The organism is Aquimarina pacifica, assembly GCF_000520955.1.
In the GTDB taxonomy this organism is placed as follows: Bacteria; Bacteroidota; Bacteroidia; order Flavobacteriales; family Flavobacteriaceae; genus Aquimarina; species Aquimarina pacifica.
Genome location: NZ_JACC01000051.1, coordinates 31,367 through 45,729, shown reverse-complemented (window position 1 = coordinate 45,729; position 14,363 = coordinate 31,367). Strand labels below are relative to the sequence as shown.

Annotated in this window: 15 protein-coding genes; 14 read left to right on the top strand and 1 reads right to left on the bottom strand. The window is 32.2% G+C overall.

Features of this window, described 5'->3' with window-relative positions; genetic code table 11:
• Positions 1–63 precede the first annotated feature (63 nt).
• Entirely contained in the window at positions 64–252 is a 189-nt protein-coding gene (locus tag DZ60_RS0119900; protein WP_025743779.1) for a twin-arginine translocase TatA/TatE family subunit, read from the bottom strand.
• Between the two features lie 279 nt (positions 253–531).
• Here DZ60_RS0119900 and DZ60_RS0119895 point away from each other — a divergent pair, with 279 nt between their 5' ends.
• From DZ60_RS0119895 to cysD, 14 genes are all read left to right on the top strand, one after another.
• On the top strand, positions 532–1,401 hold the full coding sequence (locus DZ60_RS0119895) for a M23 family metallopeptidase (protein WP_025743778.1): 870 nt from the start codon (positions 532–534) through the stop codon (positions 1,399–1,401).
• 116 nt (positions 1,402–1,517) lie between these two features.
• Positions 1,518–3,017 (top strand): GH3 auxin-responsive promoter family protein, encoded by a 1,500-nt coding sequence (locus tag DZ60_RS0119890; RefSeq protein ID WP_025743777.1) that lies wholly within the window; start codon positions 1,518–1,520, stop codon positions 3,015–3,017.
• Between the two features lie 25 nt (positions 3,018–3,042).
• Positions 3,043–4,740: a DUF6909 family protein gene (locus DZ60_RS0119885; protein ID WP_025743776.1), complete on the top strand. Its 1,698-nt coding sequence runs from the start codon at positions 3,043–3,045 to the stop codon at positions 4,738–4,740.
• 2 nt (positions 4,741–4,742) lie between these two features.
• Positions 4,743–5,744 (top strand): hypothetical protein, encoded by a 1,002-nt coding sequence (locus DZ60_RS0119880; RefSeq protein WP_025743775.1) that lies wholly within the window; start codon positions 4,743–4,745, stop codon positions 5,742–5,744.
• Between the two features lie 42 nt (positions 5,745–5,786).
• On the top strand, positions 5,787–6,758 hold the full coding sequence (locus DZ60_RS0119875; RefSeq protein WP_025743774.1) for a type I phosphomannose isomerase catalytic subunit: 972 nt from the start codon (positions 5,787–5,789) through the stop codon (positions 6,756–6,758).
• 4 nt (positions 6,759–6,762) lie between these two features.
• On the top strand, positions 6,763–7,773 hold the full coding sequence (gene rfbB / locus DZ60_RS0119870) for a dTDP-glucose 4,6-dehydratase (RefSeq protein WP_025743773.1): 1,011 nt from the start codon (positions 6,763–6,765) through the stop codon (positions 7,771–7,773).
• A 25-nt stretch (positions 7,774–7,798) separates the two neighbouring features.
• Entirely contained in the window at positions 7,799–8,656 is an 858-nt protein-coding gene (rfbA, locus tag DZ60_RS0119865; protein ID WP_025743772.1) for a glucose-1-phosphate thymidylyltransferase RfbA, read from the top strand.
• Between the two features lie 72 nt (positions 8,657–8,728).
• Positions 8,729–9,283, top strand: a complete 555-nt coding sequence (rfbC, locus tag DZ60_RS0119860) for a dTDP-4-dehydrorhamnose 3,5-epimerase (protein ID WP_025743771.1) — start codon at positions 8,729–8,731, stop codon at positions 9,281–9,283.
• A gap of 296 nt (positions 9,284–9,579) precedes the next feature.
• Positions 9,580–10,620 carry a hypothetical protein gene (locus DZ60_RS0119855; RefSeq protein WP_025743770.1) on the top strand — a complete coding sequence of 347 codons (1,041 nt, stop codon included), beginning with the start codon at positions 9,580–9,582 and terminating at the stop codon, positions 10,618–10,620.
• Complete coding sequence (rfbD, locus tag DZ60_RS0119850) at positions 10,601–11,509, top strand: dTDP-4-dehydrorhamnose reductase (RefSeq protein WP_081740540.1); 909 nt, start codon at positions 10,601–10,603, stop codon at positions 11,507–11,509. The genes DZ60_RS0119855 and rfbD overlap by 20 nt, the downstream gene beginning before the upstream one ends.
• A gap of 131 nt (positions 11,510–11,640) precedes the next feature.
• Positions 11,641–12,444 (top strand): 3'(2'),5'-bisphosphate nucleotidase CysQ, encoded by an 804-nt coding sequence (gene cysQ / locus DZ60_RS0119845; protein ID WP_034230200.1) that lies wholly within the window; start codon positions 11,641–11,643, stop codon positions 12,442–12,444.
• Positions 12,444–12,872, top strand: a complete 429-nt coding sequence (locus DZ60_RS0119840) for a DUF2061 domain-containing protein (protein WP_025743767.1) — start codon at positions 12,444–12,446, stop codon at positions 12,870–12,872. The genes cysQ and DZ60_RS0119840 overlap by 1 nt, the downstream gene beginning before the upstream one ends.
• A complete protein-coding gene (cysC, locus tag DZ60_RS0119835; protein ID WP_025743766.1) occupies positions 12,857–13,459 on the top strand; it encodes an adenylyl-sulfate kinase in 603 nt (200 codons plus the stop codon). Before DZ60_RS0119840 ends, cysC begins: the two co-directional genes overlap by 16 nt.
• Positions 13,452–14,357, top strand: a complete 906-nt coding sequence (gene cysD / locus DZ60_RS0119830; protein ID WP_025743765.1) for a sulfate adenylyltransferase subunit CysD — start codon at positions 13,452–13,454, stop codon at positions 14,355–14,357. Before cysC ends, cysD begins: the two co-directional genes overlap by 8 nt.
• Positions 14,358–14,363 lie beyond the last annotated feature (6 nt).

Below are 14,363 nucleotides of genomic sequence, written 5' to 3'. Positions count from 1 at the left end.
GCTACCTTGTATTTATTAATTCTTGTAACAATTATTCAGGACGTCACATGAGTGTTTAAAAAACTACTCCTTTTCTTCAATTTTTGGGTCTTCATCCTCTTTGGTCGCATCTTTAAATTCTTTTATGCCACTACCGAGTCCTCTCATTAATTCAGGAATTTTCTTTCCTCCAAACATAAGTAATATAACGGCAACTATAATAGCTATTTGCCATGGTCCAATCATTCCTAAAAATATACTAGATAACATCATGATCTTTATAATTAAAGTACAAAGTTAGCAAGAATTGATGAAACCTACACGATTTAAACAATCTTTAACCAAAAACCGGGTTTATTATTGCAGAATATGTAGTCAATGAAAATATTAAGTAATAGTATTTAAATGATGTAACAAGAATTTTATTGTTTACCCTGCGTAACAGCATAAAATATAAATTTCAGAGCGAAAACATAAAGGCAAGATAAGTTCATTATGTATATTTGCTATTACTATCGATTTGGTAACATTCTTTTATATAAGATGTAATCTATGGCTAAAAAGAAGAAAGAAAAGAAAAAAATCACTAAGAAGCTACTCAATAAGTATCGATTAGTTATTCTTAATGAAGACACTTTTGAGGAACGAATATCCTTTAAGTTAAATAGGCTAAATGTCTTTGTTATGGTTACTATTACTTCTATTGTATTAGTGGCGTGCACTACTTTTCTTATTGCATTTACACCGCTCAGAGAATACATCCCAGGGTATTCGTCTACATCTTTAAACCTAAAAGCAGCCAGATTATCAGCCACCGCTGATTCTCTAGAAGCAAAAGTTATAATAAATCAAGAATACTTCAAATCTATAAAAAAAGTTCTCAGAGGAGAAGTAAAAACAGTAGAGTTTGATATTGATTCTGCAGTTCAATCACAAAAGTTAAACCCTGAGGAAGTAGATTTAAACCCGTCAAAAGAAGATATAAAACTTAGAGAAGAAGTTTCAAAAGAAGATAAGTATAGTTTGTTTGAGAGTGAAAAATCAAGTTCGAGTTTTTCTCTTTTTCCACCAATAAAAGGAACTATTACGTCAACTTATAATGTTAATGAAAAACATTTTGGGATCGATGTTGCTGCACCTCAGGATACTCCTGTAAAAGCAGCCTCTTTTGGTACTGTAATTTTTGCTGAATGGACCGCAGAAACGGGACATGTAATTATTCTCAAGCATGCGGATAATGTAATTACGGTGTACAAGCATAATGCATCATTAACCAAACAACAGGGAGAACAAGTAAAACCCGGAGAAGTAATTGCAACAGCGGGCTCTACAGGAGAATTGTCTACCGGACCTCATTTGCATTTTGAATTATGGAGAGATGGCTACCCTGTAGATCCATCTAATTTTATTGATTTTGAATAATAATGTTACTACATTAGGCGACGATTTTATGAGAAAAAAGGCGATTCATTGATTTTGAGTCAAAAGAAAAGAAACCTCTCTTTTTTCAAGTGAAACTACGTATTAAATACAATAAGATGTCATTAAAAGCACTAGGAGCAAAAGTCTTTGCCAAGCGCATTCGAAAAAAAATTAATAAATGGGCATTAGACCCTGTAAAAACTCAGGAACGTGTTTTTAACAACTTGCTCAAAAAGGCAAAAATGACCAGATTTGGTCAAGACCATAATTTTGCAACTATTAATACATATTCAGATTTTGCCAGACAAGTACCCATAAGAGATTATGAGGGGCTAAAATCGTACGTTGACCTTGTTGTACAAGGAGAGAAAGATATCCTTTGGCCTGGAAAACCATTATATTTTGCAAAAACATCAGGAACGACAAGCGGTGCCAAATATATCCCGCTTACCAAAGATTCTATGCCTACCCATATTCGAGCTGCACGAAATGCAATTTTGTGTTATATAGAAGAAAGTGGGAAAACAGATTTTGTGGATGGCAAAATGATTTTTCTTCAGGGAAGCCCAGAAATGGAAGAGAAAAATGGCATTTTGCTAGGAAGACTGTCAGGGATTGTAGCACATTATGTGCCGAAATATCTTCAAAAAAACAGAATGCCAACCTGGAAAACTAATTGTATTGAGGATTGGGAACAAAAGGTAGATGCTATTGTGTTAGAGACAATGAACGAGAATATGACAGTTATCAGTGGTATTCCACCTTGGGTGCAAATGTATTTTGAAAAATTACAGAAAAAGACCAATAAAACTATTGGTGACCTCTTTAAAAACTTTGAATTATTTATTTACGGAGGAGTTAATTTTGAACCATATAAATCCACTTTCGAGAAACTAATAGGAAGAAAAGTGCCAGGGATAGAATTATATCCGGCTTCAGAAGGTTTTTTTGCATTTCAGGACCGTCAGAATGAAAAAGGGATGTTACTTCAACTAGATTCAGGGATGTTTTATGAATTTGTGCGTGCTGATGAGTTTTTTGAGGAACAACCAAAAAGATTGACTATAGGTGATGTTGAGGTAGGCGTAAACTATGTAATGCTTATTTCTACAAATGCTGGTTTGTGGTCTTATAACATAGGAGATACGGTTATGTTTACAAGTATTTTACCATATCGACTTGTGGTTTCTGGGCGTATAAAACATTTTATTTCGGCTTTTGGGGAACATGTTATAGGAAAAGAAGTAGATCAAGCACTAAAAGATGGTGCTGATGCAACAGGAACGATTATCAATGATTTTACGGTAGCACCCCAAGTGAACCCTGTTGTCGATGAATTACCTTATCATGAATGGTTTATAGAGTTTAAAGAAGAGCCTAAAAGTATTGAAGAATTGGCCAGAGAAATTGAGAATTCTCTTCGAAAACAGAACTCCTATTACGATGATTTGATTGATGGAAAAATACTGAGAACATTAAAAATAACTCCTGTTCCCAAAGATGGGTTTAAGAATTACATGAAATCTATTGGTAAGTTGGGCGGACAGAATAAACTTCCGAGACTTTCAAACGATAGAAATATTGCAGACTCACTCACCGCTATGATAGACAAATAAGTTATATTTGTTTAGTAAAAATTATATGGCAAATCTTATATTACAAGGCAGAACAAGAGCTCAGGAGAGCTCAAGCGCAATAGAGCGTATGTACATTACCATGCGCCATCTTTTTAATCGAGGTTTTTATAAACCTATGGGAGTATCTGGTGATACACTTAGAGAAGCCCTATTGATTTTGGGGCCAGAAATTTATGGTTCTGTAGCAGAAGAAAAAGTAGAACTTAATGGATTGTTATATGTAATAGATCGTTTACCTTTTGGGATAGAAGAGTGTCGTTTTATAAATCTTACAAGTGAAGAAGGTTATAAGAATTCTCATTTTAAGGTAATTGTTCCACCAAAGAGAAGACGTAATTGTTATCGTATTGATGAAGAACAAATGAATATTGAGATTACTCGTGGGCGATCAGAAATTTATGATATTCTTACACATCTTACTTTTTTATTTATAGAGTCACATAAGATCATGAATCGTGTAGTGATTAACGAACAAGGTAATGTTACTCGTGATTGGCAAAAGTTAGAAAAAGCGGTTTTGTCAAAAAAAGAGTTAACACAGACCCAAAGAGAAGTAGCACTTACACATACAGCTAATATATTAGGAAGAACATTTGAAGAGGTTTCATCAGTGTATAGTGATTTTTCTTGCCTTGAGAATAAAGAACGATTCCTAGATATTATTTATTGGTTAGGTAAATTAGCAATAGAAGAATCTATAGAAGATAATAAACGAATTGTAACCTTTAGTCCAGTACTTAGAGAACGATTAGGTCATCATATTCATGGCGAAATTTGGGCAAATTCAATTAAAAAAAAGTTAGAAGAACAAGAGTTACTAGGGCGTCCAATTCACATTATTAGTGCAAATATGCATAGTGTAATGAATGTATTGTATGCACCTGTGGCATTAAAAACAGAGTTTAAAAACAAGAGTACTTTTGACATTTATGAAGCACTTAGCGATACAAATAACAGTAAGTTAGGAGCAAAGGTCAAAAAATTGGCGTTACAAAAAGGAATGACCTATATAGAAGATCAAAGTGGCGCCAATATTAATGTTCAAATCTTTGATACAACAAAATATACAAATGGGATATATTCTGATCTAATTTCTACTATAGAAAACGATAATAAACCCGTTATTATAGTAATGGATTATGCCTTTGGTGAACAGGCATATGAGACTATGGATGAACTTTTGAAACCTTATATAAACTCTTTAGACAAAAAAGTGCATCTAGATGTAAAATCCATATCGATAATGGGTAAAGCAGGAATACTAGAAGGAGGAAAGGGAGATATTATGATTCCTTCGGCTCATGTTTTTGAAGGAACAGCAGATAATTATCCTTTTGAGAATCAGCTTACAAAAGAGGATCTCAAAGGACAAGGTATCGACATTTATGATGGAGCAATGATAACTGTCTTAGGAACATCTTTACAAAATAGAGATATATTAAAATTCTTTCATGATTCTACCTGGAATGTTACAGGGTTAGAAATGGAAGGGGCACACTATCAAAAAGCAATACAGTCTGCATCAAAAATTAGAGGGAGTATACAACCAGAGGTAAAAGTACGATATGCATACTATGCCTCAGATAATCCATTAGAAACAGGAAGTACACTGGCTTCTGGGGGATTAGGCACAACAGGGGTAAAACCCACATATTTGATTACAGAAAAGATAATAGAACAAATACTTAAAGAAAAACAATAATTATGAGTAATGAAAGTTACAATGATGAAATAGATTTGATACAAATTTTTAAAATCTTTAAGAGAGTCTTTAGAAACTTTGTAAAAGCTATTATTTCTGTTTTTAGATTTTATAGAAAGAAAGCGATTTTATTTTTGATTTTAATTGTTTTAGGAGTTGGTTTAGGTGTTTTTATAGACAAATACAAAGAATCTGGAGATGAATATTTGCAAGACGTAATCATTGAGCCTAAGTATAATAGTACAAAGTATGTATACGATTTTATAGAAGAGTTAGAAGATAATATTGGAGATGAAGCGTTCTTGAAAAAACTAAAAGTAAGTCCTGATGCCGTTGAAAATCTAAAGGAAGTTACTATTGAACCTGTAGTTAAAGGAACGGATGTTTTGGACAACTTGCAGGAAAGATATGAAAACAAAGAGTTTTTTAAAGATGTAATGACCGCCTATGACGAGGATAAGGTAGAAGAAGAAGGGTTTAGAGATTTTTATAAGCATCATAAATTAACTTTTAGTTTTAAAAACAAGAACCTTGAGAACTCCAAAATATCAGATGCCATTATTCAATATTTAATGACTAATGATTATTATGTAAAAAAGGCAAGTTTGGTAATTCAGCAAAATAAGGTTAGTCTAAAAGAGAACAAGGAAACGCTAAAGCTTGTAAACGAATACCTTGAAAAACTAAGTAATAACCCTCCTAGAAAAGAGGATAATGTAGTTGTAATTCAAAATAATGAAGATACTCCTATAACTACGATTGCATACTTATTTAATCAAAAAGAGACGTTGATGGAGACAATTGATAGTCAGGAAAGAATTTTAGAATTAGATAAAGATGTAATTACCATTGTTGATTATGGAGATATTATTTCGATAAAAAAGGTATTAGTAAATCGAACATTGTTTTTAATACCACTATTATTATTTGGATTTACTTCTATGTTCTATTTTTTAAAATATTTATCGAAATCTGCGGTTAATTTTGCTAAGGAGGAGGATTAAAGTTGAACATTTTATGCTTTATAATAATGCACACCTAAACTTATGTTATATCCAATAAAATTTTATCCAATTTTAAAAGAAAAGATTTGGGGAGGAGATAAATTAAGAACGATACTTAAAAAACCTTCAATAACAAATAATGTTGGTGAGAGTTGGGAGATTTCGACGGTAGATGAGGATATTTCTATAGTTTCTAATGGCGCGTATAAAGGAGAGAAACTGAACGACTTAATTATAAAGTATAAATCAGACTTGTTAGGTACTAGAGTTTATAAAGAATTTGGTAATCAGTTTCCTTTATTAATCAAGTTTATTGACGCCAAAGAGGATCTATCCGTTCAATTACACCCTGGTGATGAATTGGCAAGAAAGCGACATAACTCGTTTGGTAAAACAGAAATGTGGCATGTAGTTCAGGCAGATCCTAATGCAAAATTGATTATAGGGTTTGATAAGGATACAAACAAAGAGGAATATGAAACTTTTTTGAAAAAAGGAAAAATAACTCAGTTACTTAATTTTGAAACTGTTTATAAAGGAGATAGTTATTTTATTGAAGCAGGTAGAATACATGCTATTAACAAAGGATGTCTTATTGCAGAAATACAACAAACATCAGATATTACCTATAGAGTTTATGATTGGGATAGAAAAGATAAAAATGGAAATTATAGGGAATTACACACAGATTTGGCTTTAGATGCGCTGGATTATAAGAAAAATAATAACTTTAAGTTGAACTGCAAAAAAATTGCAAATGATGTAGACGAAATAATCTCAACAAAATATTTTACTACCAATACAATTACAGTCAATAAAAGCTTAAAAAGAGATTATCGAGGACTTGATTCTTTTAAGATTTTTATGTGCGTTCAGGGAAGCGGAAGGATAGTTGTAGATGATAAAGTTACAGCAATAACATTCGGAGAAACCCTTTTGATACCTGCGATGATAAAGCATTTGATAATAGAAAAGGATGAATTAACAATGAAATTATTAGAGGTGTATATTTAGAACTATGAAGAATATATTGGTAACAGGAGGAGCAGGGTTTATAGGGTCGAATTATATCAATTACGCAGTAGATAACGTAGAGTTAAATATAATTAATTTAGATAAACTTACATACGCTGCAAACCTAGACAACATCATAATAAAGGATAATTATACCTTTATTGAAGGTGATATATGTGATTATGAATTTGTTGAAAAGGTTTTTGAGTTATATAAAATTGACACGGTAGTACATTTTGCTGCCGAGTCTCATGTTGATAACTCCATAACAGGTCCCAAGGCCTTTATAGAAACTAATATAGTAGGTACATTTAATTTACTACAAATAGCTTATAAGGCCTGGATGATAGGGCCACAAAAACCAAACCCAGAATATAAAAATGTTCGTTTTTTACATGTTTCTACAGATGAGGTATATGGAACTTTAGGAGAGACAGGACTTTTTACAGAAGAAACACCGTACGCCCCGAATAGTCCATATAGTGCTTCTAAAGCATCCTCTGATATGTTAGTAAGGAGTTATTTTCATACTTATGGATTGCCTGTTGTAACTACAAATTGTTCAAATAACTACGGGCCCAGACAACATGATGAAAAGTTAATTCCTACTATTATAAGAAAGGCAATTAACAACGAAAACATACCTATTTATGGTGATGGCAAAAATATAAGAGATTGGTTATATGTTTTGGATCATTGTAAAGGTATTGATCTAGTATTACGCTCGGGAAGATTAGGAGACACATATAATATAGGAGGAAAGAATGAAAGAGAAAACCTTTATATTGCTAATAAGATTTGTGATATTTTAGACACTCAACTACCGAGAAAAAGCGGAGTATCATATAAAGAACTTATTACGTTTGTAAATGATCGGCCAGGTCATGATTTTAGATACGCAATCGATGCGTCTAAGATAGAAAATGAGCTAGGGTGGACTGCTGAGGAAAATTTTGAAACAGGAATCGAAAAAACTATTATATGGTATCTGAACAAGTATAAGACTATTAATTAACCTCTTTTTAAGGAATTTAAGTGTAATGAAAGGAATAATATTAGCCGGAGGATCAGGAACAAGACTACACCCGTTAACATTAGCCGTGAGTAAGCAGTTAATGCCAGTATATGATAAGCCGATGATATACTATCCGCTTTCGACATTAATGTCTGCAGGAATTCGCGAGATACTTATTATTTCTACCCCTAAAGATTTACCGTTTTTTGAGAAATTATTAGGAGATGGGAAAAATTATGGATGCAGGTTTGAGTATGAAATTCAAGATCAGCCCAACGGATTGGCAGAAGCCTTCATAATAGGTGAATCATTTATAGGAAAGGATAAAGTAGCCTTAATATTAGGAGACAATATTTTTTATGGATCAGGATTAGATACTTTATTAGAAAGTAATAATAACCCAGATGGTGGTATTATTTATGCATACCACGTTCAGGACCCAGAAAGATATGGCGTAGTAGACTTTGATAAGAATGGAAAAGTAACTTCTATAGAAGAAAAACCGAAGGAGCCTAAATCAAATTATGCGGTTCCTGGGATTTACTTTTATGATAATCAAGTTGTAGAAATAGCAAAGGCGATTGAGCCCAGTAATCGTGGCGAACTAGAAATTACTGATGTTAATAACGAATATCTAAAACTAGAAAAACTTCAAGTTCGTATATTGGATAAAGGAACAGCTTGGTTAGATACAGGAACATTTAATTCTCTTATGCAAGCAGGTCAGTTTGTGCAAGTAATTGAGGAAAGACAGGGACTCAAAATAGGAGCTATCGAAGAAATAGCATACAAAAAAGGCTTTATAGACAAAAAGCAACTTAATAAATTAGCCGAACCGCTAATAAAAAGTGGATACGGTAAGTATTTATTAGGGTTAGAATAGTCTTTTTTTGTTAAAATTTAACAAAAAAAGAATCTAGAAGTGACCAAATTATACAAAATTTAGGTAAATCAAATGCAAGTAGAAAAAACTTTTTTATCAGGTTGTTTTATTGTCAAACCCAGAGTTATTAAAGATGAGCGTGGATCTTTTTTCGAAAGTTTTAACCAAAAAGTATTCGAAGAACTAACCGGACTAAAAATAGATTTTATTCAAGATAATCAATCCATTTCTAAACGAGGCGTAATTAGAGGATTACACTTTCAGAAAGGTGATTTTGCTCAGGCAAAGTTAGTAAGAGCTATTCAGGGAGAGATTCTTGATATTGCCGTTGATTTGCGAGAAGATTCGCCAACTTATGGAAAACATTTCTCAATTCGATTAAATGATCAAAACAATTTTCAGCTATTTATACCGCGTGGTTTTGCCCACGGATTTGCAGTATTAAGTGAGACGGCTATTTTCGGATATAAATGCGATAATTATTATGATAAATCTTCAGAATCTGGAATTATGTATAATGATCCAAACCTTGCAATAGATTGGGAATTAGATCTATCAGAAATTCAATTATCAGAAAAAGACAAGGGGTTACCTCGTATTAGTGATTTTAGAACGATCAATTTTTGAAAAAGAGCATTTTGTTAGTTAAATGTTAAGTTTTTTAAAGTAATTCTAGATTAATGTTTTTTTTCATTTATTTGTACTCGCTATCTACATAGTGTGAAATAAGTATCGTAGAATGAATTGACACAAAATTTTGTTGTACTAATTCGATACTTTTATTTGATATCTTTTCCTACCCCGATGTCAAAAAAATATAGATTAATTTTTTGTTCTTTGTTACAGAGTTGTTTAAATATTTCTGTGTCAATGTTTTATTTTTTTTGACGAAACAAGAGCATTCGTAAAAAACATGGATTACGATGAAAGAAAGTGCTTCAGAGGAAATTGATTTAGGTCAATTATTTTTATTATTAGGAAACGCAGTGAACAAGTTAGTTGGTGTTGTTAGAAATTTTTTTAAAAGTCTTTTTTACTTTTTTATTTTATTTCTACAGTTTCTAAGAGTTCATTTTGTTAAATTCATCATTGCTTTATGCACTGGAGTTGGTGTTGGAGCTTTATTGGATTACATGGACTTACCAGTATATAGGTCATCTATGATCATTGAACCTAATTTTAACAGTGCCCAGCAACTATATAATAGCGTACAGTTTTATAATCAGCTGGCAGAACAAAAGGAAAGTAAAATTTTAGCCGAAGCTTTAGAGATTAATGAAAAAGAAGCATCATACATTAAAATGATTAGTATTGAATCTTTTTCTGACGAAACGCAACGTATAAAACAGTTTAGCGAATTTATAAGTGAGCTGGATTCTATTTCGCAAAAGCAAGTGGATTATGAGGATTACTTGACTAATTTCAATGATATAAATGCAAAGTTTCATAAAATACAAATCGAAGCGACATCACCTGAAGTTGCAAAAAAGTGTCAAAAATCAATTGTTACATCTGTTGAGAATAATGAATATTTTAGATTACAAAGAGAGGTAAACGATTCTAATCTCTTACTCAAAGATTCTGTCATAAAAACACAACAAGGAGAGTTGAACAATTTGTTAGCCTTCTATAAGGAATTAAAAATCATTGAAGCTAAAAAACCCGAAGGAAGTACAAGCATTAGCTTTTCTGAAAGTGAGGTAGAGCAAACATCAGATATTGAAATATTAAATCATGCGCGTGAACTAAAAGATGAAATAATTGAATTAAATCAAGAAAAGGCGAATACAAAAAACACCATAAATATTATTTCCGAATTTCCGAATAGAGGCGCATTAATTGATGACATGCTACAAAAAAAAGTAGTTTTAATGCCTATGTTATTCATTTGTATTTTGTTCGTAATATTGAGTATTATTTCTTTGAACAAATACTTAGTGAATTATGAACGAAAACTTAACTAAAATTAAACAAATTATCAGCGAAAAAGACATGGTAAGAGTTGTCATAATAGGCGCTTCGGGTCAGCTTGGCCAGTGTATTAAAAATGTTCATAAAAAATATGGTAAACTAGAAATTATATCTACTACTTCGCAGGATGTAGACATTACCAACAGTCAGGAAGTAAATAATTTTTTTGAAAAAAAACATTTTGATTATATAATTAATTGTGCAGCATACACCAATGTAGAACAGGCAGAAAAAGAATCTGAGAAAGCATTTTTGGTAAATGCAGAAGGAGTTAAAAATTTAGCCGAAGTATGTAAAAATTATGATGCAACTCTAATTCATATTTCTACGGATTATGTTTTTGATGGAAAAAAACACACTCCATATACAGAAAAAGATCGTACAAATCCAATTAATGAATACGGAAAGTCGAAGTTGAAAGGAGAGGAACACATTCAATATATTCTTGACAAGTATTTTATTCTAAGGACTTCTTGGTTGTATTCAGAATTTGGACATAATTTTTATAAAACTATTCTAAAGAAATCTCAAACAGAGAAAGAATTAACAATCACTACATCAGAGATAGGAACACCGACGAACGCAAATGATTTGGCAAAATTCATTCTTGACTTAATAGAAAGCGCAAGGCAAGAATATGGTCTATATCATTATAGTAACTTTGGTGAAGCTTCTTGGTACGATTTTGCAAAAGAAATTTTGACTGTTTCAGGTAAACATGAAGCTATAATGCTAAAAAAAACCGATAATTACCCTACTTTTGCAAAAAGACCGGTGTACAGTGTTTTAAATAAGGAAAATACAACACGGCTTTTTGGATTAACTATTTTAGACTGGAAAGAATCATTAAGAAAATTAATAATAGAATCCCCAGATAAATAGAAAGAAATTAACACAGACGAAGTAAGTTTGAGATGTTTGATTTTGAAAAAAGGTATTTGTCTTTGAGGTCTGCCTCAAGAAGTTAATACCGCTTAGTATTAGGGATTAAAGATTTAAATATTAGTACCTCAATGATAAATGATATAGACTTATTAAAAACTGCTATTGCCGCTTCGATCGAAGCAGGTAAGGAGATTTTGAAAATTTATAAAAAAGATTTTAAAATTGATTACAAAGAAGATCAATCACCATTAACTGAGGCAGATACGGCCTCTAATGAGGTTATCATGTCATTCTTGAAGGATACAGGGATTCCCGCAATTAGTGAAGAAAATAAACAATTGCCATATGCAGATAGAAGAGAATGGAATCGTTGTTGGATTGTTGACCCGATTGATGGGACAAAAGAGTTTATAAAAAGGAATGGAGAGTTCACTGTTAACATAGCCTTATTAGAAAATGGCAAAACCTTATTTGGGGTTATTTATGTTCCTGTTACAGGAGAGTGTTACTATACCAATGAAAACAAAACACTGGCTTATAAAACTATTTTGCGTGATTTTGATAAAACTGACCATGGTTTATTTCTTGATAGAGACAAAATTAATAAATCAGAAACATCGGCGAAAGAAATAAAAGTAGTAGGAAGTAGATCTCATATGAATGATGACACCGAAGAATTTGTTAAAAAATTAAAAGAAAAATATGAGGATGTAGTAATGGTAGCAAAAGGAAGTTCATTAAAATTTTGTATCGTTGCCGAAGGCCTAGCAGATATTTATCCTCGATTTGCACCTACGATGGAGTGGGATACTGCTGCAGGACAAGCAATATGCGAAGCTGTAGGACTCAAGGTGTTGGATATGCAAACCAATAAACCTATGCTATACAACAGAGAAAATATGCTTAATAATTATTTTCTTGTTACCAAATAATGACAAATAGCACCTACAAAAGACATATTGCAAAAACCATTACCTGGAGATTAGTTGGTACTATTGATACCATGTTATTATCATGGCTTATATCAGGTAACCCTCTGGCAGGTCTTAAAATAGGTTTGTCAGAAGTTGTTACCAAAATGTTTCTTTATTTTGTGCATGAACGATTATGGTTTAAATATAAAATTCCTAATAGTAGGAAGAGACATATTATTAAAACAATTACTTGGCGTTGTATAGGAACCCTTGATACCATTCTATTAGCTTGGTTTATAACAGGAAATCCGTTAGTTGGATTACAGATTGGTTTATCAGAAGTTATCACCAAAATGATTTTGTATTACGTACATGAACGAGTATGGTATAAGGTTGATTATGGTATTGAAAAATATAGAAGACTAAAAAAATGGAAAAGAACATAGTCAAACATGAGTACAAGGTTTCGAGAAAAGAAAGAATGGAATCAAATGGACATAATTCTTTTTTAATCTTTTTTACGGGGCTATCCGGATCTGGGAAGTCAACAATAGCATGTGCTTTAGAACAAAAGTTATATAAGGAAAATATAAAAACGTATATTTTAGACGGAGATAATATAAGACGAGGAATTAATCGAGATTTAAATTTTTCTCCAGAAGATCGTTCAGAAAACAATAGACGAATAGGAGAAATATCAAATTTGTTTATTGATTCAGGAATTGTAGTTTTAGCTGCATTTGTTGCACCTTATAAGAAGGACAGAGATTTTATAAAGGAGACTGTAAAGCCTTCCAACTATGTTGAAATTTTTGTTAATACTAGTCTAGAAGAATGCGAAAATAGAGATGTAAAGGGTCTGTACAAAAAGGCTAGAGCAGGAGAGATCAAAAATATGACAGGAATATCTGCACCCTATGAAACCCCAGAAAACCCTACCGTTGAGGTTACACATTTAAATTCTGTTAAAGAATCGGTAGAGATTATTTATAAAGAAATCAAAAGTAAACTTGAACTCAAAAGAGATGAGTAAATATTATTTGAATTATTTGGACGAATTAGAATCAGAAGCAATTTATATTTTGAGAGAAGTATGGGCTCAATTTCAGAACCCTGTAATTCTTTTTTCGGGAGGAAAAGATTCGATATTGGTTACGCATTTAGCAAAGAAAGCGTTTTATCCATCAAAAATTCCGTTTCCTCTTATGCATGTTGACACAGGGCATAACTTTCCTGAAACCATACAATTTAGAGATGATATTATTGAAGAATTGGGAGCTTCATTAATTGTCGGTTCTGTACAAGAATCTATAGACGAAGGTAGAGTTGCAGAAGAAAAAGGAAAGAATGCAACTAGAAATGCTTTACAAATTACAACATTACTAGATGCAATAGAATCTAATAAAATAGATTGCGCAATTGGTGGCGGAAGAAGAGATGAAGAAAAAGCAAGAGCTAAAGAACGGTTTTTCTCGCATCGAGATGATTTTGGGCAATGGGATCCTAAAAATCAACGCCCAGAACTCTGGAACTTATTTAACGGAAAACATTTTGAAGGAGAGCATTTCCGAGCATTTCCGATAAGTAATTGGACAGAAATGGATGTTTGGAATTATATAAAACGAGAAAATATTGCAATCCCGTCCTTGTATTTTGCTCATGAAAGAGAAGTGGTTTGGAGAAGTAATTCTTGGATCCCTAACTCCGAATTTTTGAAATTAGAACCAGGTGAAGAAGTAGTGACCAAGAAAGTTCGATTTAGAACTCTAGGAGATATAACAATAACCGGAGGAATAGAATCAGATGCGGATACTTTAGAAAAAATCGCAAATGAGGTTTCTGGTATGCGTCAAACAGAACGAGGGAATAGAACAGATGATAAGCGTTCTGAAAGTGCAATGGAAGATAGAAAACGTCAAGGATATTTTTAATTGACA